Annotated in this window: 17 protein-coding genes, 1 tRNA gene and 1 pseudogene; 11 read left to right on the top strand and 8 right to left on the bottom strand. The window is 61.7% G+C overall.

Translation table 11 applies throughout. The features are described 5' to 3' along the window. Position 1: 1 nt before the first annotated feature. From C0V82_RS07105 to C0V82_RS07115, 3 genes are all read right to left on the bottom strand, one after another. The gene (locus tag C0V82_RS07105) at positions 2 to 1,501 is read right to left on the bottom strand and encodes a tryptophan halogenase family protein (protein WP_102111724.1); all 1,500 of its coding nucleotides are present in this window, start codon (positions 1,499 to 1,501) and stop codon (positions 2 to 4) included. Positions 1,502 to 1,611: 110 nt separating this feature from the next. After that, positions 1,612 to 4,593 (bottom strand): TonB-dependent receptor, encoded by a 2,982-nt coding sequence (locus C0V82_RS07110; RefSeq protein WP_102111725.1) that lies wholly within the window; start codon positions 4,591 to 4,593, stop codon positions 1,612 to 1,614. 48 nt (positions 4,594 to 4,641) lie between these two features. Then, positions 4,642 to 4,917 carry a hypothetical protein gene (locus tag C0V82_RS07115; protein WP_102111726.1) on the bottom strand — a complete coding sequence of 92 codons (276 nt, stop codon included), beginning with the start codon at positions 4,915 to 4,917 and terminating at the stop codon, positions 4,642 to 4,644. A gap of 349 nt (positions 4,918 to 5,266) precedes the next feature. Between C0V82_RS07115 and C0V82_RS07120 the strand changes: the two genes are divergently transcribed. After that, positions 5,267 to 7,828 (top strand): glycoside hydrolase family 3 protein, encoded by a 2,562-nt coding sequence (locus C0V82_RS07120; RefSeq protein ID WP_199772483.1) that lies wholly within the window; start codon positions 5,267 to 5,269, stop codon positions 7,826 to 7,828. A 224-nt stretch (positions 7,829 to 8,052) separates the two neighbouring features. Here the strand turns inward: C0V82_RS07120 and C0V82_RS07125 are convergent, their stop codons facing one another. Further along, positions 8,053 to 9,318, bottom strand: a complete 1,266-nt coding sequence (locus C0V82_RS07125) for a glycosyltransferase (RefSeq protein ID WP_158659785.1) — start codon at positions 9,316 to 9,318, stop codon at positions 8,053 to 8,055. A 143-nt stretch (positions 9,319 to 9,461) separates the two neighbouring features. Between C0V82_RS07125 and C0V82_RS07130 the strand changes: the two genes are divergently transcribed. After that, positions 9,462 to 9,689 carry a hypothetical protein gene (locus C0V82_RS07130; RefSeq protein ID WP_102113301.1) on the top strand — a complete coding sequence of 76 codons (228 nt, stop codon included), beginning with the start codon at positions 9,462 to 9,464 and terminating at the stop codon, positions 9,687 to 9,689. Positions 9,690 to 9,692: 3 nt separating this feature from the next. Here C0V82_RS07130 and C0V82_RS07135 read toward each other — a convergent pair whose 3' ends face one another. After that, entirely contained in the window at positions 9,693 to 10,247 is a 555-nt protein-coding gene (locus C0V82_RS07135; protein ID WP_158659786.1) for a carboxymuconolactone decarboxylase family protein, read from the bottom strand. Between the two features lie 100 nt (positions 10,248 to 10,347). Between C0V82_RS07135 and C0V82_RS07140 the strand changes: the two genes are divergently transcribed. From C0V82_RS07140 to C0V82_RS07150, 5 genes and pseudogenes are all read left to right on the top strand, one after another. Next, positions 10,348 to 10,671, top strand: a complete 324-nt coding sequence (locus C0V82_RS07140; RefSeq protein WP_102111730.1) for a winged helix-turn-helix transcriptional regulator — start codon at positions 10,348 to 10,350, stop codon at positions 10,669 to 10,671. 129 nt (positions 10,672 to 10,800) lie between these two features. Next, positions 10,801 to 11,700 carry a hypothetical protein gene (locus C0V82_RS26810; RefSeq protein WP_158659787.1) on the top strand — a complete coding sequence of 300 codons (900 nt, stop codon included), beginning with the start codon at positions 10,801 to 10,803 and terminating at the stop codon, positions 11,698 to 11,700. Continuing rightward, positions 11,693 to 11,896 (top strand): annotated as a pseudogene (locus C0V82_RS28065) (pentapeptide repeat-containing protein); the annotation flags it as partial. The gene C0V82_RS26810 and the pseudogene C0V82_RS28065, both read left to right, overlap by 8 nt. A gap of 393 nt (positions 11,897 to 12,289) precedes the next feature. After that, positions 12,290 to 14,590 carry a tetratricopeptide repeat protein gene (locus tag C0V82_RS07145; RefSeq protein WP_245924193.1) on the top strand — a complete coding sequence of 767 codons (2,301 nt, stop codon included), beginning with the start codon at positions 12,290 to 12,292 and terminating at the stop codon, positions 14,588 to 14,590. Between the two features lie 693 nt (positions 14,591 to 15,283). Beyond that, positions 15,284 to 17,125, top strand: coding sequence for an ABC transporter ATP-binding protein (locus C0V82_RS07150; protein ID WP_158659788.1), 1,842 nt, complete (start codon positions 15,284 to 15,286; stop codon positions 17,123 to 17,125). Positions 17,126 to 17,254: 129 nt separating this feature from the next. Here the strand turns inward: C0V82_RS07150 and C0V82_RS07155 are convergent. Beyond that, positions 17,255 to 17,328, bottom strand: a tRNA-Gln gene (locus tag C0V82_RS07155). A gap of 305 nt (positions 17,329 to 17,633) precedes the next feature. On the opposite strand from C0V82_RS07155, the gene C0V82_RS07160 reads away from it, so the two are divergent. Continuing rightward, positions 17,634 to 18,662 carry a Ppx/GppA phosphatase family protein gene (locus tag C0V82_RS07160; RefSeq protein ID WP_102111733.1) on the top strand — a complete coding sequence of 343 codons (1,029 nt, stop codon included), beginning with the start codon at positions 17,634 to 17,636 and terminating at the stop codon, positions 18,660 to 18,662. A 90-nt stretch (positions 18,663 to 18,752) separates the two neighbouring features. Further along, complete coding sequence (locus tag C0V82_RS07165) at positions 18,753 to 19,478, top strand: RlmE family RNA methyltransferase (protein WP_102111734.1); 726 nt, start codon at positions 18,753 to 18,755, stop codon at positions 19,476 to 19,478. 3 nt (positions 19,479 to 19,481) lie between these two features. On the opposite strand, the gene C0V82_RS07170 is transcribed toward C0V82_RS07165, so the two are convergent. Next, positions 19,482 to 20,240, bottom strand: coding sequence for a DeoR/GlpR family DNA-binding transcription regulator (locus C0V82_RS07170; RefSeq protein WP_102111735.1), 759 nt, complete (start codon positions 20,238 to 20,240; stop codon positions 19,482 to 19,484). An 80-nt stretch (positions 20,241 to 20,320) separates the two neighbouring features. Between C0V82_RS07170 and C0V82_RS07175 the strand changes: the two genes are divergently transcribed. Beyond that, on the top strand, positions 20,321 to 20,917 hold the full coding sequence (locus tag C0V82_RS07175) for an NUDIX domain-containing protein (protein WP_102111736.1): 597 nt from the start codon (positions 20,321 to 20,323) through the stop codon (positions 20,915 to 20,917). Between the two features lie 189 nt (positions 20,918 to 21,106). Beyond that, a complete protein-coding gene (locus C0V82_RS07180; protein ID WP_102111737.1) occupies positions 21,107 to 22,183 on the top strand; it encodes an HD domain-containing phosphohydrolase in 1,077 nt (358 codons plus the stop codon). A 13-nt stretch (positions 22,184 to 22,196) separates the two neighbouring features. Here C0V82_RS07180 and C0V82_RS07185 read toward each other — a convergent pair whose 3' ends face one another. After that, on the bottom strand, positions 22,197 to 23,708 hold the full coding sequence (locus tag C0V82_RS07185) for a UbiD family decarboxylase (protein ID WP_102111738.1): 1,512 nt from the start codon (positions 23,706 to 23,708) through the stop codon (positions 22,197 to 22,199). Between the last annotated feature and the right edge of the window lie 177 nt (positions 23,709 to 23,885).

A 23,885-nucleotide genomic window follows, 5' to 3' on the forward strand; every position in this document is an offset into this window, starting at 1 on the left:
CTCACGCCGCCGCTTGCTTGCCCAGGAACGCCTCATGCGTGGGCATGCTGTCCGCCGCCTGCCGGATGCGCGCCCGCATCGTTGCCATCCGCTCCCGCACCGCCGGCAACGGGTGCAGATCGACCAGCGGGTCATAGGTTTCCGGCATGATCCCCTGCCCGATCATCACCGCGATCCAGCTTGTATCGGTGAACAGGGCGCGGGCCCGCGTCGATACCCGCCCCCGCCGGCGGAAAAGCTCAATCCGGCTTTTCAGGCTGTCGGGGATGTCCATGGTCCGGCAATGGTTCCAGAAGCTGCTGTCCGACCGTTCCGTCACATGATAGTGCAGGATCAGGAAGTCGCGCACTGCCTCGAACTCCCCCTGCGCCAGGGCGTTATATTCACGCACCTCCGCCCCATCAATCTGGCGACCGGGGAAGAAATCCAGCAGCTTGGTGATGCCCGTCTGGATCAGGTGGATCGACGTGCTTTCCAGCGGCTCCAGGAACCCCGACGCCAGACCCAGCGACAGGCAGTTCTTCACCCAGGCCTGCTTACGCCGTCCGGTAACAAAGCGCAGCAGCTTCGGTTCGGCCAGCGCCTGCCCGTCAATATTGGCCAGCAGCACCTCACGCGCTTGCTCCTCGCTGACATGGGCGCTGCTGAAGACATGGCCGTTGCCCACCCGGTGGCGCAGCGGGATGCGCCATTGCCACCCGGCTTCCCGCGCGGTGGAGCGGGTGAAGGGCGTAATGCGCCCATCGCCCGATGATGGTACCGCCCAGGCCCGGTCACAGGGCAGCCAGTGCGTCCAATCCTCATACCCGGCCTTCAGCGCCTTTTCGATCAGCAGTCCCGTGAAGCCGGTGCAGTCGATGAAGAAATCCGCTGCCAGCCGCTCCCCGCCATCACAGATCACCGCCTCGACAAACCCGTCCTCCCCGCGCAGCGCCACATCCACCACCTTGCGGTCCAGGCGGATAACGCCCAGCCGTTCGGCATAGCGGCGCAGATAGTCGGCATAGAGGCTGGCATCGAAATGATAGGCGGAACCGACCACCGACATGATGTTGCGCGGATCGGTGACGGGCGCCATATAGCGGCCCTGTTCCGCCATAATGGTACAGAGCGAGTAATCCTCCAGCCGCCCACCCTCGCCCATCGCGTTCAGGCGCAGCCAGTACTGATGCGTGTAATTGGCATCCAGACTGGCGCCATGCACCCCGAACGGATGGAAATAGGAATGGTTCAGCCGGGTCCAGTCACGAAATTCAATGCCCAGCTTATAGGTGCCCTGGGTGTGGCGCAGGAAATCCGCCTCATCCAGGCCCAGCATATGGTTGAAGCCGCGAATGGCGGGGATGGTCGCCTCACCCACCCCGACAGTGCCGATGGCGCTGCTTTCCACCAACTGGATGCGCGTATGGCGCCCGACGGCACGGGCCAGGGCGGCAGCGGCCATCCATCCGGCCGTACCACCCCCGACAATCAGGATGCTGCCCGGAAGATTGCCCGCCATGGTCGTTTCCTCCCCACTGGCGCCTGTTATCGGCGCCTTGTTCTTGAATAAATTGTCAAACGCCCCTCGCCCGTGTGATGGGCGAGGGGCAATAGTCACTCTACACTGACTTATTCACCGCCACCCAGCTTGAACCGGACGCCCGCCATGATGCGCTGCGAGCCGGAGCTGTAGGTGAAGGGCAGGTTACCGAACTGCAAATACTGGCTCTGGTCTTCCTTGGTCAGGTTGATCGCTTCCAGGGTCAGGCCGATCTGGTCGGTGACCTGATAGCCGATCTGGGCATCCAACTGACCATAGGACCGGTTCCAGATACCCAGCGTACGGGTGGTAGCACCGTCCGAGAAGCCGAAATTGCCCGCGAACGACTTGTTACGCCAGGTGTAGGAGACGCGCGCCTCCAGACCCTCATACTCGTAATAGACCTGACCATTGAAAGCGTGCTTGGCCACGCCGGGGATGGGCAGACCCTTGTCGAAATCATTCAGGATCGGCGACTTGCTGTCGGAGAACGTATAGTTCACGTTGAAACCGGCGCCGAAATCAAAGGCATACTGGGCAGCCAGCTCAAAGCCCTTGATGCGGCCACCCTCGCCATTGACCGGGCGGGCGATGGGGGTATTACGCCCACCGGCCTGATCCATGACGAATTCGGGCTTGGTTTCGCTGCCGATGAAGCTGTCCACTTCCTTCCAGAAGCCGACGGCGGATACCAGACCCTGGCTGCCGAAATAATATTCGTAGCCCAGGTCAAACTGCGAGGCGCGGAACGGGTCCAGATCCGGGTTACCAGCGGAACCGTTGGTGGCTTCAAACAGGTTGGTGGTCGGGTTGCGGGTGAAGTCGACGCGGAAACCACGGCCCAGATCGAACAGGTTCTGGCGGGCCACAACGCGCGAGGCGGCGAAGCGCACCTTCTGGCCTTCATCCAGGTCGAAGACCATGTTCAGGCTGGGCAGGATGTCCGTGTAGGAGCGCTCATTGGCAATGGTCTCGCTGTCACGCAGAACACCGTTCCAGCTGTCGGTACCCAGATAGACCGGGTCCGGATCGGTGGCGCGGTTCTGATAGACGGTGAGGTTGGTGTGGATCAGGCGGGCGCCGACATTGATGTGATAGCCCTCGCCCGGATCGCCGATATCGGCCATCAGGTAACCGGAATGGGTGCTCTCCTTCACGCGGAAGCTTTCCAGCGGCTCCTCATAGAAGGCGAACGGCAGGGTCGGATACAGCGACTGGATCCATTCCGCCCCATTCTTCATCTGGCTGCGATCCTGGACCAGGATCTTGCCGCCGACCATGTTGCCGGAGGAGAAGAAATTGTTGATCGTCTCCACCCGGCCCGACGAACCGGTGAAGGTCTGGAACGGGGTCAGGACCGGCGCGGAATTGCCGAAACGGTTGTTACAGCGGTTGGGGATACCCGGCGTACCAGCGGGCAGTTCGCAGGACTTGAAGCCGATGGCGCCATCCATAAAATAGCCATACGGCGTCCATTTCTGGCCGAACTTGGTGCCGTCCAGTTCGCCACGGCCCGACAGGTTGGCCAGATAACGGCCACGCTGATAATCGACATCGCGCGAGGCATAGCGATAACCCGTGGACAGGGTCACGTTGCCGGCGGGGATGAATTCGGGATCATATTCGCCGTCGGCGCGGACCGAATAATTCTCCAGATCGGCACGATCACCGAACACCCAGTGCGACTTGAAATAGCCATAGGCCGGGTTGGTGTAGAGGTCCGGCGTGGTGGCCAGCGTCATCGACGGCAGCGTGCCGTTACCATTGCTGTAATTGAAACGGTAATTGGCCGGGGCCGCCGGGTTGGCCGGCTTGTGGCTGAAGCCGGTCGGGCTGGTCGGATCGGCCGTCGGCACGCTGTACTGCGTATAACGGACGTCATTGTTAGCGCTGTCAGAGAACAGATCGGCCTTGGCATAGGCACCACGCAGAGAGCCGCGGAAATTGCCGCCATCATCATATTTCAGCTTCAGGCCGAAATTATCGCTGTCGATCTTGGAATTCTGGACATAGGAGATGGCTTCCGCCGAATTGGCGATCAGGGTGCCGTTGATCAGCACGCCATTCTCGTCAATCGTGTAGGGCTTGGTCGTATCCAGGCCGGGGCTTTCAATGGCGAACGGGAACTTCACCGACGCTTCGGACGTCAGGATGTCCAGTTCGGAATGGAACCACTCGCCCGACACTTCCACAGCGTCGGACAGTTGCACGGCACCGGCCAGCGATCCGCCAATACGCTCGCGGGTCTGTTCACGGTCGGTGGCGTAGCGATATTCCGGCGCGTAGTAGTTCTTGGTAACGGTCGCCTTATCGCCACGGTCGGCGAAGCGCCAGTTGCCGCGGTTCTGACCGCCCAGAACGTCCGTCTGGCTGTTCTGCTTGTCATAGGACAGGGTGGCGATGAAGGCTGCCTTGTCGTCCCAATTGTAGCCCAGTGCCACGGCGCCCAGCGGCTTCCAACCACCATCGGCACCCGACGACTTGGCCCCACGCACGTTACCCGCGATGGTGTAACCGGGGTCCAGAACCAGGGGGTTGCGGGTCTTCAGGTTCACCGTACCGCCCAGACCGCCTTCCAGCAGCTTAGCGTTCGGCGACTTGTAGACATCCACACCGCCCAGCAGTTCCGACGGCACGCCTTCCAGGCTGTCATTGTTACGGGTCTGGCCTTCACCCAGGGTGAAGATTTCCAGACCGGTCAGGAAAATCTCGTCGTTCAGCAGCGTGACATTCTGGTCCAGACCACGGATGCGGACCTTGGTGCCCTGGCCATTGTCACGGTCGATCTGCACACCCGACAGGCGCTGCAGGCTTTCCGCAATGTTCTGGTCCGGGAACTTGCCCATATCCTCGGCGGTGATGGACTCAATGATCTCGTTGGAATTGCGCTTGGTCTGCAGCGCATTGGCCAGCGATGCGCGGAAGCCGGTAACGATGATCTCTTCCAGCGTGCCTTCGGCGGCCGGGGCCGACGGGGCCGGCGCCTGCTGCGCCATGGCCGGCATGGCGGTCGCCAGCGCGATAGCGGCAACAGAACCCAGATAGAATCCGGGCTTAGACTTGACTGACATTTTTTACCTCCCGTAAGGATTTAGCCCAAATAAGGCATTTTGCTTTATTTAATGAGAACCCATGACCTGCGCCGCAACCGGGCCCATGTCAGTTTCCTCCCCCTCGGCATCGGGCGGACAAGCCTTCTTGGTGTGGTTCATCGCCCGGACCACACCTTGGAGAATATTGACAGCGCAGTCAATAGTGTTTGATAACGCTGTCATGAAATTGACGGGGATGTTACCGCACCTAAAATCTACAGGAAATTGGCGGAAAATATGGGTTATTTTCGCAGGTGCAGCGAAACAAAGCCCCTGGAAATCCGCCAGGATGTCAATTGACATCGCTGCCAATTGCCGATACAAAAAATTCCCTGCCAGTCACCCCCCGCACCGCGTAAAGCTTTGCGGAGGATGGTAGAATCATGGTAGCGGTAACCATGCGGCCCATCAGAACGAAAGGCCGAATGACTTATGGACATCAAATCTGACAGCGTTGACAGAGACACCGGCAGGTCGCTTCTGCCCCTCGCAGGGTCTTTGGCCCGAGGGTTCGGGGAAATTCTGAGACTTGGGCGTTGACAGCCCGCCATGTTGGTGTCATTCCATCTGACAACGATGTCAGGATAAGTCTCGTCACAGGGCAGAAAAAGCCCGTGGCGACAACGAACGAAAGCAGATTGGGAGGATGCAAGTGACGTCGAAGCGAAACACGCGGCTGGCCCGCGCCCTTGGTCTTGTCAGCGCCCTGGCTCTGGTGGGCGGCCTGTCGGCCAATGTGGCCTTTTCCGCCGATGGCACGGCGTCCCCGGCACAGACCCTGCATCCCGAAAAATGGCCCGCTGCGAAGGCCCAGCGCCTGATCGACCCCGCGATCGAGAAGAAGATCGATGCGCTGATGGCGCAGATGAGCGTGGAAGAGAAGGTTGGCCAGACGATTCAGGGCGACATTTCCACGATCAAGCCCGCCGACCTGCGCAAATATCCGCTGGGTTCGATCCTGGCGGGTGGCAATTCCGGTCCCGGCGGTGATGACCGCGCCTCGGCACAGGCCTGGCTGGATCTGGCGGATGAATTCTACCGGGTTTCCATGGAAAAGAAGCCCGGTCGCGTGCAAATTCCCGTGATTTTCGGCGTTGATGCGGTTCACGGCCACGGCAATATCGGTGCGGCCACCATCTTCCCGCACAACATCGCCCTTGGCGCCACGCGCGACCGCGATCTGCTGCGCCGCACGGGTGAGGTGACGGCCCGCGAAATGGCCGCTACCGGTATCGACTGGACCTTCGCCCCTGCCCTTTCCGTGGTCCGCGATGACCGCTGGGGCCGCTCCTATGAGGGCTTCTCCGAAGACCCGGAGATTGTGGCCGCCTATGCCGGCGCTGTCGTGGAAGGCATCCAGGGCGTCATCGGCTCCAAGGATTTCATGAAGCCGGGCCGCACGGTGGCGACGGCGAAGCATTTCCTGGCCGATGGCGGCACCGATGGTGGCCGTGACCAGGGCGACGCCAAGATCACCGAGGAAGAACTGGTCCGCCTGCACAATGCCGGCTACCCGCCCGCCATCGATGCCGGCGTGCTGACCATCATGACCTCGTTCAGCTCCTGGCAGGGTATCAAGCATCACGGCAACAAGCAGTTGATGACCGACGTGCTGAAGGGCCGCATGGGCTTCAACGGCTTCATCGTGGGCGACTGGAACGCCCATGATCAGGTACCGGGCTGCACCAAGTATAATTGCCCGACCTCGCTGATCGCGGGTCTGGACATGTACATGGCCTCCGATAGCTGGGAACTGCTCTATAAGAACACGCTGGCGCAGGTGAAGGACGGGACCATCCCCATGGCCCGCCTGGATGACGCTGTGCGCCGCATCCTGCGCGTGAAGTTCCATGCCGGCCTGTTCGACAAGCCGGCACCCAAGGATCGCAAGGACGTTCCCGCCATTTCCACCCTGGGCAGCGCTGAAAACCGCGCCGTCGGACGGGAGGCCGTGCGCAAGTCGCTGGTGCTGCTGAAGAACCAGGGCGGCGTCCTGCCCCTGTCGCCCAAGGCCAAGGTCCTGGTCGCTGGTGACGGCGCCGACAATATCGGCAAGCAGGCGGGCGGCTGGACCATCTCCTGGCAGGGGACCGGCAACCGCAATGACGAGTTCCCCGGCGCCACCAGCATCCTGGACGGCATCAAGGAAGCTGTCGCCGCCGGTGGCGGGTCCGTCGCCTACGACAAGGCCGGCGCCTTCAAGGACAAGCCCGATGTCGCCATCGTGGTGTTCGGGGAGGAACCTTATGCCGAATTCCAGGGCGATGTGGAGACGCTGGAATTCCAGCCGGGCGACAAGTCCGATCTGGCCTTGCTGAAGAAGCTGAAGGCCCAGGGTATCCCCACTGTCGCCGTCTTCCTGTCGGGCCGCCCCATGTGGGTGAACCCGGAGATCAATGCGTCCGACGCGTTCGTCGCCGCCTGGCTGCCAGGGACCGAGGGCAATGGCGTTGCCGACGTGCTGTTCAAGGGTGCGGACGGCAAGGTGAAGTATGACTTCAACGGCAAGCTGTCCTTCTCCTGGCCCAAGAATGCGGTGCAGACGCCGCTGAACCGTGGCGATGCCAATTACGATCCGCAATTCGCCTATGGCTATGGCCTGACTTACAAGGACAAGGGCGATGTGGCCCCGCTGTCGGAGAATAGCGGCGTGCCTGCCGGTTCCGGCTCCTCCACCGGCGTGTTCTTCCGCCGGGGTGGCGCCCCCGCCCCCTGGTCGCTGGCCATCGCCGATCAGGTGGGCGACCTGCGCGTCACCACCACCACGGGCACCAGTCCGGGCAAGGTCGTGGACCTGAAGTCGGTGGACGTGGCCGCCCAGGAAGATGCCAAGCAGCTGACCTGGAACGGCACCGGTCGTGGCGCCTTCATCATCTCCGGTCGCGCTGTCGATCTGTCACGGCAGTCGAACGGCGACGTTACCCTGTCCTTGCGTTATCGCGTGGATCAGGCGCCGACGGGCAAGGCCCATGTCTCCATGGTCTGCGGCCCCAATTGCCGCGCCGATCTGGACCTGACCAAGATCCTGACCGATGCCAAGCCGGGCACCTTCCAGACCACCAAGATTTCCCTGAAATGTTTCGCCGCTGCCGGTGCGCAGATGGCGAGTATCGAAGCACCCGTGGTGATCAGCACCGAGGGTCGGCTGGGCCTGACGGTCACCGACGCGAAGCTGGACGCCGATCCGGGCAACGCCGTCTGTCCGGCCAAGTAATATCACCGGCCATCCTGCATGGCCGGTGATATCCGCGCCGACTGGCGCGGCGGCGGCCCATGCCGCCGAAGTTTGAAATGCCGACTTGTCGGTATTTCAAACCGCTGGCGTAGCGGCCGGCGGACCCGTTTCGTCCCCGCCGGCACGGGTGGGGATTGCGACGGTTCTCTCTCTTCTTGTCACCCCACTTCGGGCCGCCCCTCACCGGGCGGCCCATTTTTCTTTCAGCGGGCGGTGGCCACCACCTCAATCACCCGCACCGCCGCACCCAGCCCATCCTCGGCCCGCACCGTGGCACCCAGCGCGGCCGCGCGTCCCCGCATGCCCTGATCCTCCAGGCAACGGCGGATGGCCGCCGCCAGTTGATCGGCATCCAGGTCGCGGTGGCGCAGCATGCCGCCACACACGCCCAGTTCGTCCAGCCGCCAGGCCCAGAAGAACTGATCCGCCAGGAACGGTACGATCACCGCCGGCACGCCCGCACGCACCCCCGCTGCCGTGGTCCCCGCCCCGCCATGATGCACCACGGCGGCCATATGCGGCAGCAGCCGGTCATGCGGGGCAGCCTCCAGCGGGAAAATGTCAGGCGTGGGCCCTGAAGGCTTCAACCCGCCCCAGCCGCCGGCCAGGACGGCGCGACACCCCACCCTGCGCACCGCTTCCACAATCATGCGGGTGGTTCGCGCCGGATCGCCCGGCATCATGCTGCCGAATCCGATATAGACAGGCGCGGGACCCGCCGCCAGAAAGGCCGACAGGTCATCTGGCATCACCCATTCCGGGTGGTCCAGGAACCAGGCACCCACCACCTGCGCCGCCGGGTGCCAGTCATCGGGCCGGGGCACCAGTGCCGGGCTGTATCCCATCAGCATGGGAAAACCATCCCGCTGCCAGCGCCAGTATGGCCCCTGGACCGGATAGGGCTTCAACCCCAGCAGTTCGCGCCGCACCCGGTTCACCGATTTGCGGAAAATCTGCCAGAAGACGATGGAAATCGTCCAACTCTGCAACAGGTTGCCCAGTCCCGGACGCTTGCCCTGCGGCGGCACCATGGCGCTGGGGAAGGCGCGGGTCGGCAAGGTCGGCTGCGGATAGGCATGGACATAGGGGATGCTCAGCGCCTCTGCCACCGACGCGCCAATAAACACACTGGCCCCCGCCGGGATCAGCAGGTCCGCCGTCCGCGCCTCCTCCAGAAGGCAGCGGGCCCAGCTCTCGCCATTTCTTTCGGCAAAGGCCCGCATGGCGGCCATCACGAGGCGGGGCTTGGCCCCTTCCGCGAACATGGCCGTGGCTTCCGGCCCTTTCAGGTCAGCCTGAATGTCGCCCTCCACGGGCACCAGCGTCACGCCCCTGCCCGCCACCAGATCGGCAAAGCTGCCATAGGTCAGCAGCCGCACCGTGTGCCCCCGCGCCGCCAGCGCCACGCCCAGGGCCGCAAAGGGCTGCACATCCCCACGCGAGCCCAGCGCCATCATCACAATTCGCACGTCAGAACCCTCAATGCTCCCCCTGCCTCAACAATGTCACAGCCTTGCCGCCGGTCGGGCACCGACCTGTTAAGAAGCCGGCAAAGATTGATTGGCATAGTTGATGCACCACCTGGGCGTACCAGGAGGTCATGGAGGCAAAAATGTCCAGCGTCACAGCCAGTAGCCCAAAAACTGTCGTCAGCGGCAAAAAAGTGGCGGATCGCGTCATGGTCGTGGCCCTGTGGACCGGCCTTCTGGCCGCCGCCTGGTCCCTGCCCGTCATCGACCGCATCGCCGCCAATGCGGAGCGGGAGAAGATGGAGTCGGGCTATTACTACACACCCCAACGCCCGGCGGAGGCCTATGCCAGCGTCGATGCCGAGCAGTAACCCCTACGCCGCCGCCTCACGCATCCCGCCCGCAAACCCCTCCATCGGCAGCCGCAAGGTGCGGCAGAACAGGGCGATGGTCCGGTAATATCCGGCCAGCGCGATCAGTTCCACCACCTGTTCCGCCGAAAACCCCGCCGACAGCGCCGCCCACTGCCCGTCCGTCAGATCGCCCTGGGCATACAGAGCATCCGCCGTATCCAGGATCAACAGGTCCTCCTCTGACCAGTCCGGCCCCAGCGGATTATCCCGCCGCGTCGCCGCCACCTGATCGGCATTCAGCCCCGCCACACCGGCAAACAGGGCCGCATGCACCCCCCATTCATAATCGGCCCCCGCCTGGGCGCAGGTGCGCAGGATCATCAACTCCCGCTGCCGCACCGTGACCGACCCCGCATCCAGCAGCCCGCCCGCAAACAGCCGAGACAGCACGCGCGGATTATGCGCCAAGGTCGTGAACAGGCTAAGCGGCAGGGCGCCCGGTGGCCGCAACCGCTCAATCTGGGCCGCGACCAGCGGATCATAGGGGGCGGCAACAGGTGAAAGACGCGCCGGCATGATCATTCCTCCACGGCCATCGTTCGTGCTACAGAATTCGTAGCGCAATCGCATGCCATTCGCTACGAAAATCGTAGCACACCAAGGACCCAGCCCAGCCATGTCCCTCAAGGCCCCCCGCTCCACCCGCCCCATCATGCGCCTGCTGGACCTGATGGGCCGCCGCTGGACCCTGCGCATCCTCTGGGAACTGCATCAGCAGCCGGGCCAGACCTTCCGCAGCTTGCGCGAACGCTGCGCCGACATCTCCCCCTCGGTCCTCAACACCCGCCTCACCGACCTGCGCGAGGCCCGCCTGATCGCGGCGGAAGACGGCTACACCCTGACACCCGAAGGCCGCGAACTGGGCTGCCTGATGATGCCTCTGTACCATTGGGCGGAAGGGCATTTTGGCGGGGAACCCCCGCCCGTACCCAGGGGCTAATCAGGGCAAGGGCCTCGTGCGGATAGCGACCGCAGGACATTTTTCACTTTGCCAAATCAATATTCTAACATATTTTATGCGCTGGAGAATTGCTCAAAAATGCCACCTTTTAATCCCAAAGACAATGAAATGGATAGACCGATCACCAAGCAAACAGAGCAACACCCAGAAGAAAGTGAACACTCCAGCCTATCAGGTATCGTCACGTTTCGCATCAAGCCATCACAGGTAGGGCTTGATGGCTATTTCTTAGTGGGCGATGTTTATTTCAACGAAGGCCAAATATATGCATCTGAAGATGCATATATATCCTTTTTTCTCAAAAAGGCAAAAATTTCCGCCTCTTGTGTCGATTGCACCTTCGATACAGAATCAATTTCCTTTTCGATTTCCGATATTGACAATAGAAAATTCACACTAAAAGTTGTTGACTCAAAGGAGTCTGCTGTATCTAAAGTCGCCGAGGCTGAGGGCGAAGCATCTTTTCCTGCAAAATCTGAAATCCCAGTTTCTTTATCAGGAAAATTTGGTGGAAAAATAAAATCGGAAAATACGCACGTTCGTAAAGAGGAAATTGCCCCATCCGATAACATCATGATAGAAAATTTTACTGTTCTCGATTTATCCAGAGCGCCAAGTAATATTAGTTGGAATATATCAGCAAGCAAGAACAATAATACCGTTAACCATGGAATACCAAATGGGGTAATTTACGGAAGTCGTCTAAATACTCCAGGAGGACAGCTAGGTTATGTAATTGATAAAAATGTTGGCGGCAAGGTTCAATTTGGAATAGAGGTAAATATTTGTGATATTCACTGGGTAATTCCAAGTGACAATGGCTTTTACTCTAGACTTATTCAGAAAATTCCTGGCTTTATTGGAAAGAAAATTCGCGAAATCACTGATCCAACAAGTGTTGAGGCAATGGTAGCTAGAACGTTTTTGGCTAAAAAAATTTTACGCGAGAATTGCTTGGCTGTAATTTCCAGAAACGAGGGCGACAAGAATGAAAAAATCAATGATTGATACTATTTTTTCAGATGATGAGATTCGTAACTTTTTATATGTTCTATCGTCAGAAAATGAAAGTATTGGTTCGTTGGCTGATCTATTAAATTTGAACCCAAAGTCAGACTTTGTTAATTTAGATTTTTCTGGCATTGATTTTTCAAATAGGGATCTGCGTGGCTTCCGGTTTACCGGATCAGTATTCACCGGTGCGAACTTAAGCGGTATTATCGTTGACAGAGAGACAGCGCAAACTATAGATCATCGCGATGCCTTCATATCTGGTGAAAATCCAATAATTATACAAGAAATGGTCGAAAACATAGAATATAAAAGTCGATTACAGTCGTTTTTGCACTCCGACAATAAAATTAAAGATCGGAAAATCTTCCTCCGCCCTAACAAGCCGTCAGCTTTCCGGAAAGATATGTTATCCGCGAGTGAGTTGCTGACAGCTCGCTATAGTGCCCTATCTTTGCGTGGCCGCGACAAGGAAATGAACACGCTGTTAGAGTGGGCACAAGCACCCGAGCCCGTTGGAATATTGCTCCTCACTGGCCCCGCGGGCTACGGGAAAACTCGCCTCGCCCTTGAACTCTGCCGCCAATTGGAACAGCAGGGCTGGCTTACCGGCTTCCTGCTGGACCGGCTACCCGACCTGTCCAATATCCGGCTTTCCGACCTTTTCGACAGTACCCGCCCCACCCTGATCACCATCGACTATGCCGCCGGTCGGATGGAGGATGTGCGCCGCTTCACCGGCCTTGCCGATAAATGGGGTGGCCGGCTGCGCCTGCTGCTGATCGAGCGGGAGGCTGGCGATTGGTGGGCTAACCGAAAGAACCTGCCGGACCCTGCCGGTGCCATGTTGCGCGGACCTGCTTGTATCCCTGATCCGCTGGAGGTACCACCTCTACCTACTGGCATACCGGCAGAGGTCTTCGCCGAGGCCGCCGCACATTTCGCCTCCCAGCTAGGCATCTCTCCCGATCAGATCGACGCCCCCACCGCCTGGCCCGATATGGGCTCACCCCAACTAGTTCACGCCCAGGCCCTGCTGGCGGTGGAGGCGGCACGCGACGGCACCAAACCGCCGACCACGACGCAGGACGATATTTTGGACCATTTACTGTTGCGCGAGCAGCACGTCTGGCGCAGCGCCGCCCGCCTGAGCGATAGCGACAATGCCAAGCTGTCCGACATCCGCGCCATCGTTACACTGCTGACCATGACCGCCCCCAATCACGGTGACGACACCCCCGTCCTGATTCGCCGCCTACCGCGCCTAGCCGACCATAGCGGCGAAACCCTCGCCCAATGGCTGACCGCCCTACACCCACTCTATGGAGAGGGCGACCTACTACGCGGCCTCGAACCGGATCTGCTGGGAGAACATCTGATCTGGCGCACGGTCACATCCCCCACCGACCCCCTGCTGATTGCCGCCACGGGACCGGACGCCAGTGGGGCCCAGGCCCAAACGGCCCTGACCCTACTAAACCGCCTTGCCGCCCGTAAGCCGGAAGCGGTAGGCTGGCTACGCGCCATCCTCGACCGGGAATTCAGCCGTCTGGCCGTACCAGCGTTCCGAGTGGCGCTAGAACAGTCCCTACCGATGGCTGCCCTGTTCCGGGCGGTGATGGACCGGCTCACTTTTGATCAGGCGCTGACTTTATCGGACTTGCTACCTGAGTACACAACCGAACTTCGTGAAATCGCTGCACAGGTGGAACAGCGACTGGTAGACCTACCCCAGCAGCCAGATGCTCCACCAGAGGCCCTGTCCTTCAGGGCGAAACATTTGAACAACCTGTCCGTCCGCCTATCCGACCTGGGAAAGCGGGAAGAAGCCTTGGCGGCGGTGGAAGAGGCAGTAGCCATCCACTACACCCTCGCCAACACACGGCCAGACACCTTCATCGCCGATCTGGCAACGGCCTTGAACAACCTGTCAGTCCGCCTGTCCGACATGGGGCAGTGGGAAAGAGCCCTGGCGGCGGTGGAGGAGGCCGTCAACCTCTACCGCACCCTTGCCGAAAAACAGCCCGACTCATTCCTGCCCGATCTGGCAACAGCCCTTAACAACCGATCAAGCCGCCTGTCCGACTTGGGACAGCGGGAAAGAGCGCTGGCGGCGGTAGAGGAGGCCGTCAACCTCTACCGCACCCTTGCCGAAAAACAGCCCGACTCATTCCTGCCCGATCTGGCAACAGCCCTTAACAACCGATCAAGCCGCCTGTCCGACTTGGGACAGCGGGAAAGAGCGCTGGCGGCGGTGGAGGAGGCGGTTTCCATCCACCGCACCCTTGCCGAAACACGACCCGATGCCTTTCTGCCCGATCTAGCATCTTCCCTGAACAACCTGTCCGTCCACCTGTCCGCCCTGGGGCAGCGGGAACGGGCGCTGGCGGCGGTGGAGGAGGCGGTAGGGCTCTACCGCACCCTTGCCGAAACACGGCCCGATGCCTTCCTGCCCGATCTGGCAGGTGCCCTGAACAACCTGTCCAACCGCCTGTCCAACCTGGGGCAGCGGGAAAGGGCGCTGGCGGCGGCGGAGGAAGCGGTAGCCATCCGCCGCACCCTTGCCGATACACGGCCCGATGCCTTCCTACCCGATCTGGCTCTGTCCATATCCGTTCTGCGGAACCGGCTGCGCGAGGTAGGGCGGTTTGACGATGCCCTGGCCGCCGCGCGGGAAGCGGCAAGTATGCTGTTTCCGTACTTCTGCCGCCTGCCTGCCGCCTTCGGTGACCGGATGCTGCTTTTCATTCGTGACTACACCCAAAGCGCGCAGGAGGCCGGGCAGGAACCCGATCCCGCTTTGCTGGATCCCATCGTCGCCGCCCTCATCGAACACGGCTTCCTGCTGCCCCCAGACGCCAAAACCGACGCCCCCTCGCCCACCTGACGCGCCGTTGCTGGTATTGCATTTTCTTGGTCATCCCCGCGAAAGCGGGGACCCAGCGTCAAGGCGCGGTTAGCGCCGATATAAGTCATGTCGCAGCTATCGCTGCTCTCGCTGGGTCCCCGCTTTCGCGGGGATGACGTTACGAGGCACCATCGGCCAGCGCAGGATCGCCCATCAACTACTGACTTTCCACCCCCATCCCTGCTATCCTCTCCCCATCAACGCCAACCTTGCGCCCACCCCGATCCGGCCTCCCCCAAAGGCCGGAAACGCCCGCTTTCTGCCGCCTTTGTTGGAGCCATCCCGAATGAAACACGCGTCCTTTCCATGTTTCACAGGGTTGCGCAGGCACCGCCGCGCGCCCCACCACGCGTGCCGCCACCGCCTCTGAAACCAACCCGCAAACCATGTTTCACATGGTTGCGCAGCCGCCCGCCGCACCGTCGACCCCATCGCCCTACGGCCAGTGAAACATCACCGCACCCCGTGTCTCACAATGTTTCACAGGACCGGAAACCACCGCCGACGCCCAAGCCCATTTGATGCGTCGGGAAAGTTTTTTCCCCGTTGACAGAATCCTAACCATACCGCATCACTTCCGATATCGGATGTATTGTGCGGTGCGGGGATGGCCCTGGGCCGGAGATGGGGTGGAAGATGTTTGCCGGCATGTTGCGCGCCGGGATGCGCGCGGTGCGTATTGATAGTTTGGAGCGTCAGGACCAGGATTTCGCCTGGGAGGATCAGGAGCAGCCCAAGCCCCTGTCGCCAAAGCCCTTTACCTTCATGTGGGGCCTGATCCGGGAGAAATTCGCGGGCCGGCTGACCCTGATGGTGCTGGCTGTCTCCATCGGTCAGGGGATTGAGGCGTTTGAGCCTTATGCCCTGAAGGCCGTGGTCGATGCCTTGACGCAGGCCACGGGCGGGGCGCCTGCCAACGACGTGCTGGGTCTGGGCGTGATGGGCTGGTTCGTCATGCTGCTGGCCATCTGGCTGGGCAGCATGGGCATGTACCGCGTCTATCAGATCGTGGATATCTACACCTCGCCCTCCATCCGGGCGCTGGCGCAGAAGCGGATGTTCGCCTGGCTGCTGGGGCACAGCCCCCGCTATTTCCAGGATAATTTCGCAGGGAAATTGGGGCAGAAGATCAAGCAGGGGGCCAACGCCGTCCTGGGCGTGATCGAAATCCTGATGTGGGATGTCATCCGCGTCCTGGTGCTGCTGGCTGTGGCACTGGCCCTGCTCTGGACGGCGTCGCCCGTCTTCTCCGCCGTGCTGGCGGTGTGGATGGTCGTCTATGTGGCCGTGTCGGGCTGGCTGGCCCGCCATTGCTTCTCCCTGTCAGAGAAGATGAGCGAGGCTGTGTCCAGCTCGTCGGGCCGGATCATCGACGCCATCACCAATGCCGACCTGATCCGCGGCTTTGCCCGCACCCTGTTCGAACGGTCCTTCCTGGGCCATTACGTGAATGAGGAGCGGTTTCGGTCGCGCCGGCTGCGCTGGTTCCTGGTGGCCATGCGCCTGTTCCAGATGCTGTCCATCGTGGCGCTTCTGGGTGCCTTGGTCTGGGTCGCCATCCACCGCACCCTGTCGGGCGGCATGACGGTCGGCGAATTCACGCTGGTCTTCACGCTGGCCTTCCAGATTTCCAATACCGTCTGGCACCTGTCCGACCGCATGCTGACCTTCTTTGAGGAACTGGGCACGCTGTCAGAGGCGCTGGATCTGGTGTCAGCCCCGCATGAGATCACCGACACGGTCGGCGCCCCGCCGCTGCGCGTGCGGGCCGGCGGGATTGAGCTGCGGGAGGTGCATTTCAGCTTCGCCGACGGCACCAAGGTCTTCAACGGCCTGAACCTGACGATCAAGCCCGGCGAAAAGGTCGGGCTGGTGGGTCGGTCGGGCGCTGGCAAAAGCACCCTGGTCCGCCTGATCCGGCGTCAGTATGACCCGCAATATGGCCGCGTGCTGATCGATGGTCAGGACATCGCCCATGTCACGCTGCAAAGCCTGAATGAGGCGGTGGCCGAGGTGCCGCAGCAGCCGGGCGTATTCCACCGGACGGTGGGGGAGAACATCGCCTATGGCAAGCCGGGGGCCGGCCTGGAGGAAATCCGCGCCGCCGCCGTGAAGGCCCATGCGGACGAGTTCATCATGAAGCGTCCGACAGGGTACGACACGATCGTGGGCGAACAGGGGGTGAAGCTGTCCGGTGGGGAGCGTCAACGCGTGGCCATCGCCCGCGCGCTGCTGAAGGACAGCCCCATCCTGGTGCTGGACGAGGCGACGAGTGCGCTGGACAGCGAGTCGGAGCATCTGATCCAGGGCGCGCTTTGGACCCTGATGGAAGGCCGTACGGTCATCGCCATCGCCCACCGCCTGTCCACCATCACCGAAATGGACCGCATCCTCTATCTGGAGGGCGGCAAGGTGGTGGAGGAAGGCAGCCATCACGAGCTGCTGGCCATGGGCGGTCGCTATGCCCAGCTCTGGCACCGGCAGTCGGGCGGCTTCCTGGCGGCGGCAGAGTAAGTTCACACCTCACCCCGTGCTGAGGCGGGGTCACTCGGAGGGGGCGGATCGACAGGGTCCGTCCCCTATTTTTCGTTTAGCGCAGACAAGAAAAAAGCGCCTCGACCAAGTCGGGCGCTTTCGAGAAGGTGGCTGGGGGACTAGGATTCGAACCTAGACTGGCGGAGTCAGAGTCCGCTGTCCTACCGTTAGACGATCCCCCATCCGATCCGGCGTTTCGCGGCGTGAACCGCGTCTTCCGTCGGGGTGGGCGGGCTTATAGCATCGGGTTTTCAGGTTGTGAACCCCTTTCTTCACATAAAAATGCATAAGGGCTAAACGCTGACTGCCGACCCGCCTGTTCACCGCCGGTCAGGGAAGGGCTGCTTGAACGGCGCTTGCGGGCGGGCAGGCATCGGTTACGATAGGGTGACAGAGTTTTGAACATCACCCATATCCGTTGCAGGACGGAACACAGCCATCAAAGGGATCAGGCAAAGTGGATAATGGTGCGGCAGGCAGAACCGGGATGGACCCGGCGCCAGGTGGGGCGGAAATCCCCACGGGCGATGCCGCCTGCGCCAACCGCGCGCCGGTTCTGGCAGCGCTGGATCTGGGCACCAACAATTGCCGCCTGCTGATCGCCCGGCCCTGCCGTGAAGGGTTCCGGGTCATCGACGCCTTTTCCCGCATCGTGCGCCTGGGTGAGGGGCTGACCCGCAGCGACCGGCTTTGCGATGACGCCATGTCCCGCACGGTGCAGGCGCTGAAGGTCTGCCGATCGAAGATGGAGCGGCGGGGCGTCAGCCATCTGCGCGCCGTGGGGACCGAGGCCTGCCGCAGGGCCGATAATTGCGATGAATTCCTGACCCGCGTGCAGGACGAGACGGGGCTGGAGATCGAGATCATCAGCCCGAAGGAGGAGGCGCGGCTGGCCCTGGCCGGTGTCGCCCCCCTGCTGGACGCCAGCATCCAATATGCCATGGTCTTCGATATTGGCGGCGGATCGACGGAGATGATCTGGACCGAACTGGTCCGGGGCCGCCCGCGCGTAATCGACCAGATCTCGGTACCCCTGGGTGTCGTCAACCTGACGGAGACCTATGGCGGCGACCGGGTCTGCCCGCATGATTACCGCCGCATGATGGACCGCGTGGCGGAAGGGCTGGGCGATTTTGATGCCCGCAACGGCATCTCCAAGGCCGTGGCCGAGGGTCGGGTACAGATGCTGGGCGCGTCGGGCACCGTCACCACGCTGGCCGGCATCCAGATGGGGCTGGCCCGGTACGACCGCAGCCGCGTTGATGGTGCCTTCCTGGACCGGGATAAGGCGCGGTCGATTTCGGAAACGCTGCTGGGCCTGGACTACATGGGCCGGGCCGGACAGCCCTGCGTGGGCCGTGACCGTGCCGATCTGGTCGTTGCCGGCTGCGCCATTCTGGACGCCATCTGGCGGCAATGGCCGGTGCCGCAATTGCGGATCGCCGACCGGGGCGTGCGGGAGGGTATCCTGTGCGAGCTGGCCGCCGCCGCCCGTCACCGGCGCCGACGCGGCTAGGCTGGGTTGCTGAGCCGCCGCTTGCCAGCAAGGCCGGTTCCGGCGATGGTAGCCGCTTGATCTTCCTTATCGTTTGATGGCGCTTATTCCATGACCAAGTCCTCCGGCAACGTCCCCACCGGTCGCAATCAGGCCGTGCGCGTGAAAACCGCCAAGCGGCGGTCGGTGTCGTCGGCCCGCTGGCTGGAACGGCAGTTGAACGACCCCTATGTGGCCGAGGCCAGAAAGCGCGGCTTCCGCAGCCGTGCTGCCTTCAAGCTTTTGCAGCTGGATGAGAAGTTCGGCTTTCTAAAGCGTGGGCAGCGCATTGTCGATCTGGGTGCCGCCCCTGGCGGCTGGACCCAGATCGCCGTGGACCGGTCCAAGTCGGACAAGGGCGGCACCGGTCAGGTGATCGGCATCGATCTGCTGGAGATGGAGCCAGTGCCCGGCGCCACAACCTTCCAGATGGATTTCACCATTCCGGAGGCGCCGGCCCGACTGAAGGCCCTGCTACAAGGTCCTGCCGATATCGTGATGTCGGACATGGCCGCCAACACAACCGGCCATACCCAGACCGACCATCTGCGCATCGCCGGCCTGGCAGAGATGGCCTATCAGTTCGCGGTCGAGGTGCTGGCTCCCGGCGGCACCTTCATCTGCAAGTTATTCCAGGGCGGGGCGGAGCGGGAACTTCTGGCCCAGATGAAGAAGGACTTCGCCACCGTCCGCCACGCCAAGCCCGCCGCCAGCCGGCAAGACAGCAGCGAGACCTATCTGGTCGCCATGGGCTTCCGCAATGTCGCTGCCCCCGCTGCTGCGCCTGACGAAGCATAAGACTCAGGCGGCCCGCACCACCGACACGCCTGCCTCCTGGAAGGGCACCAGTGCCCCCTCCCCCACCTGCCCCGCCACCAGCAGGGTCTGTATCAGGGTGACCGGGCCAATAACATGCGGGGATGCGGCCCCGATCTTTTCCGGTGTGGCCAGCACCATCGTCTCCGCAGCAGCATGGGCGAAGGCCCGCTTCACATCCGCTTCCTCCATATCGCCCGTGGTCAGGCCGATGCCGGCATGCACGCCGGTGACACCCATGACATAGAGATCGGCCTGGAAGCGGCGGATGCCGTCCAGCACCTGCGCGCCCACGCAGACACCGGAATGCTTGAACAGCCGCCCGCCGATCAGCGCCACATCCACCGTCGGGTGGTCGACCAGAGCCGAAGCAATCACCGGGCTGTGGGTGACCACCATGGCCCGCAGGTCACGCGGCAGAGCCTGCGCCATGGCAAGGCAGGTCGTGCCACCATCAACGAAGACCAGTTGACCGGGCCGGATCGTCCGCGCCGCTGCCAGACCCAGCGCCCGCTTGGCATCGGGTGATTGCGCCGCCTTGACCGTCAGATCGGCGACCGCGGGCGAGGCCGGCAATGCCCCGCCATGCACCCGCTGCAACAGGCCATCCGCCGCCATCTCCCGCAGGTCGCGACGGATCGTATCCTCCGACAGGCCCAGGCTGGTGGCGAAGTCCTTGGCCACCACCTGCCCGTCCCGCTTCAAAGCCACCAGGATCATCGCCTTCCGCTGCTGCGTCAGCATCTCACGCTCCTACATAAATTATCGTGACTATACACGATTTTGCACGATAATACACGAACTTGATACTTGGAGCCAGTCCCATGTCCATTGCCGACCGTATCCGCATCCGGGAAGTAACCCTGCTGTCCGACGACTGGTATGTGCTGAAGAAGACCCGCTTTGACTACCGGCGCGCCGACGGCACCTGGCAGAGCTTGAGCCGGGAGACCTATGACCGCGGGAACGGTGCCACCATCCTGCTGTACGATCCCGACCGCCGCACCGTCGTGCTGACGCGGCAGTTTCGGTTTCCGGCCTTTGTGAATGGCCATGACGACCTGCTGACAGAGGCACCAGCCGGGCTGCTGGACGGAGCTGATCCCGCGGACCGCATCCGTCAGGAGTTGATGGAGGAAACGGGCTACGTCATCGGGCAACCGCAGAAGCTGTTCGAGGCCTTCATGAGCCCGGGATCGGTGACGGAAAAGCTGCATTTCTATGCTGCCCCCTATCATCCGGCGGACCGGGTGGGGGCAGGTGGCGGCAATGTGGAGGAAGGCGAGGATATCAGCGTGCTGGAGATCGGCATCGACGAAGCACTGGCCCGGATCTGCGATGGCGGCATTCAGGATGGGAAGACCATCTGCCTTCTGCTGTATACCGCTATTTACCTTTTGAGGGCGTCAGACCAAGGGTAGTATGAACTTTTGGTCATGACAACCTATTTGAATCAACAACAGAAGCAAGATAAAGTCGTTAATGAATGACGCGATGCCTGCCCGGGTCGACAGAAAGTCTCCTTAAGTTGACTGGTGTTATGAAATACCAGCAATAGGGCGTACGGACATTGACGATCCGTGTCTTTCTTCGAAGGCGGAGTTGGCGGGATGGGACATTATGAAGTTTTAACAGGAGGAAATGTCCTGCAGTCGGCACGAATTCTTGTGATCGATGATATGAAAGTTAGCGTTGACTATATCGTCTGCACCCTGCGCCGCGCGGGGCTTGCCCATATATCAGCGACAACTAACCCACATGAGGGGTTGGAACTTTGCCGCGTTGCACCACCCGACCTGATCCTCCTGGATTATTGCATGCCTGGCCTGGACGGGCCGGGCTTCATGGCAGAGCTTGTTGCCCTGCTGGGAGATGACGCTCCACCTATCCTGGTCATCACTGCCCATGACATTGCCGCCAATCGCCGGCGGGCATTGGAATTGGGTGCCATCGATTATGTGCTGAAGCCGTTCACCGACTGGGAACTGTTGATCCGGGCCCGCAACCTGTTGCGCCTGCATAAGATGTACCAGAGCCAACGGGCCTTGTCGCGCCGTCTGGAACAACTGGTCAGTGAGCGGACGGCGGAATTGGAACGGACGCGGGCGGAGATTATTCACCGTCTCTGCAATGCCGGGGAGTTCAGGGATGAGGATACGGGCAGACACGTCGCGCGCATCGGTCGGCTGTCGTCACGGTTGGCGGAACTGGCTGGCGCTGATCGGGATTTTGTCAGCCAGTTGGCCGCCGCCGCCCCCCTGCATGATATCGGCAAGATCGGCATTCCCGACCGTGTTCTTTTGAAGCCCGGGAAGCTGGATGCGGATGAATGGGCCGTCATGAAAACCCATTGCACCCTCGGCGCGCAGATCCTGGCGGATAGTGGCCTGCCCATGCTGAACCTAGCCTCGGAGATCGCCCTATCCCACCATGAAAAATGGGACGGCAGCGGCTATCCCAATGGATTGGCGGGGGAAAAAATCCCGCTGTCAGGACGGCTGGTGGCCGTTTGCGACGTTTTTGACGCCCTGCTGTCGCACCGGCCCTACAAGGAGCCGTGGCCGATGGACAAGGCCCTGGACTACATCGCCGACATCAAGGGCACCCACCTTGACCCCGCCCTCGCGGCCCTTTTCCTGCATAACAAGGCGGAAATGGTGGCGATAAGGGTTGAGATGGCTGACTGAACGGAGCCCTCCCTCACCTCCAGATCGGTTTGCCCGTTCCAGGCAGGCGCAGACGTCCCCACATCTCGCTTACCTTATCAACCACGGCCTTATCCATAAATAGTTTTTCGCCCCATTCCCGGTGGGTTTCGGGGGGCAGCTTGTTAGTCGCATCCATCCCGACCTTGCCACCCAGGCCCGATTCCGGGCTGGCGAAGTCCAGATAGTCGATGGGCGTACCCTCGATCATGGTGATATCGCGGACGGGGTCCATGCGGGTGCTGACGGCCCACATCACGTCCTTCCAGTCACGCGCATTGATGTCGTCATCCACGACGATGACCCATTTCGTGTACATGAACTGACGCAAGAAGGACCAGACGCCCATCATCACGCGCTTGGCATGACCGGGATAGGCCTTCTTCATCGAAACGACGGCGATGCGGTAGGAACAGCCTTCCGGCGGGAGCCAGAAATCCACGATCTCTGGGAATTGCTGCTGAAGCAGGGGGATGAACACCTCGTTCAAGCCCTCGCCCAGCACGCTGGGCTCATCCGGCGGACGGCCCGTGAAGGTGGAGAGGTAGATGGGGTCGCGGCGCATGGTCATGGCTGTGACCGTGAAGACGGGAAACGGCTCGACCGAGTTGTAATAGCCGGTATGGTCGCCATAGGGACCTTCATCGGCATATTCCTCCAGGCTGACATAGCCCTCCAGCACGATCTCCGCCGTGGCCGGCACCTTCAAGGGCACCGTCTTACAGTCAACGAGGTCCACCTTCTTGCCGCGCAGCAGGCCTGCGAATTGATATTCGGACAGCGTCTCCGGCACCGGGGTGACAGCGGCCAGGATGGTGCCGGGATCGGCACCCAGCACGGCGGCGGCGGGCAGCGGCTCGCGCTTACCGGATTGCTTCCAGCGCTGATGATGCTGGGCGCCGCCGCGATGCTTCAGCCAGCGCATGATGGTCTTGTTCTTGCCCAACCGCTGCATGCGGTAGATGCCGAGATTGAAATTATCCTCGCGGGATTCCGACGGGCCCTTGGTGACGATCAGAGGCCAGGTGATCAAGGGCGCCGGCTCCCCCGGCCAGCACGACTGGATGGGCAGCAACGACAGGTCCACCTCATCTCCTGTCAGCACTACCTCCTGACAGGGCGCCTTGGAAACGGTACCGGGCCGCATGGCCATGACCTGCTTGGCCAGCGGCAAAAGCTGGAACGCCTCCTTCATGCCGCGCGGCGGTTCGGGCTGCTTCAGGAAGGCCAGGGTTTCCCCTACCTGGCGCAGTTCATGCGGTTCGCGGTCCATGCCCCAGGCTACCCGCTCCACCGTGCCGAACAGGTTGATCAGGACGGGCATGGGGCTGCGCGTCCCATCCTCCCGGATTACATTCTCGAACAGGACAGCCGGCCCCTTCTCCGCCAGCAGGCGGGTATGGATCTCCGTCATTTCCAGCACGGTGGAGACGGGTTCCGTCACGCGGACCAGGCGGCCTTCCTTTTCCAGGCGGGCCATGAAGTCGCGCAGTGAGGCATAGGGCATGATGGGCCTTCGGGGGTTCCGGGTAACGGGTCGCGGCGTAAGATCGGTGGCAGGAGCGGTCTGGTCAAGCGGGCAGCCCGTCGCGGGCCGAAAAGTACGTCGTCATCGCCCTGCCCTTTACCATTCCGGCGGGCGGTCCAGTTTATCTCATCATTTGCCGTCTCCGGACTGGATAGG

Origin of the sequence: Niveispirillum cyanobacteriorum, assembly GCF_002868735.1 — a bacterium.
Taxonomy (GTDB): Bacteria; Pseudomonadota; Alphaproteobacteria; order Azospirillales; family Azospirillaceae; genus Niveispirillum; species Niveispirillum cyanobacteriorum.

What these genes read in the sequence shown, in the direction of transcription:
- C0V82_RS07165 (WP_102111734.1), top strand. Translation starts at nt 18,753, where the DNA reads ATGACCAAGTCCTCCGGCAACGTCCCCACCGGTCGCAATCAGGCCGTG.
- C0V82_RS07175 (WP_102111736.1), top strand. Translation starts at nt 20,321, where the DNA reads ATGTCCATTGCCGACCGTATCCGCATCCGGGAAGTAACCCTGCTGTCC.
- C0V82_RS07110 (WP_102111725.1), bottom strand. Translation starts at nt 4,593, where the DNA reads ATGTCAGTCAAGTCTAAGCCCGGATTCTATCTGGGTTCTGTTGCCGCT.
- C0V82_RS07140 (WP_102111730.1), top strand. Translation starts at nt 10,348, where the DNA reads ATGTCCCTCAAGGCCCCCCGCTCCACCCGCCCCATCATGCGCCTGCTG.
- C0V82_RS07160 (WP_102111733.1), top strand. Translation starts at nt 17,634, where the DNA reads ATGGACCCGGCGCCAGGTGGGGCGGAAATCCCCACGGGCGATGCCGCC.
- C0V82_RS07105 (WP_102111724.1), bottom strand. Translation starts at nt 1,501, where the DNA reads ATGGCGGGCAATCTTCCGGGCAGCATCCTGATTGTCGGGGGTGGTACG.
- C0V82_RS07185 (WP_102111738.1), bottom strand. Translation starts at nt 23,708, where the DNA reads ATGCCCTATGCCTCACTGCGCGACTTCATGGCCCGCCTGGAAAAGGAA.
- C0V82_RS07170 (WP_102111735.1), bottom strand. Translation starts at nt 20,240, where the DNA reads ATGCTGACGCAGCAGCGGAAGGCGATGATCCTGGTGGCTTTGAAGCGG.
- C0V82_RS07130 (WP_102113301.1), top strand. Translation starts at nt 9,462, where the DNA reads ATGTCCAGCGTCACAGCCAGTAGCCCAAAAACTGTCGTCAGCGGCAAA.
- C0V82_RS07115 (WP_102111726.1), bottom strand. Translation starts at nt 4,917, where the DNA reads ATGTCAATTGACATCCTGGCGGATTTCCAGGGGCTTTGTTTCGCTGCA.
- C0V82_RS07180 (WP_102111737.1), top strand. Translation starts at nt 21,107, where the DNA reads ATGGGACATTATGAAGTTTTAACAGGAGGAAATGTCCTGCAGTCGGCA.
- C0V82_RS07135 (WP_158659786.1), bottom strand. Translation starts at nt 10,247, where the DNA reads ATGCCGGCGCGTCTTTCACCTGTTGCCGCCCCCTATGATCCGCTGGTC.
- C0V82_RS26810 (WP_158659787.1), top strand. Translation starts at nt 10,801, where the DNA reads ATGGATAGACCGATCACCAAGCAAACAGAGCAACACCCAGAAGAAAGT.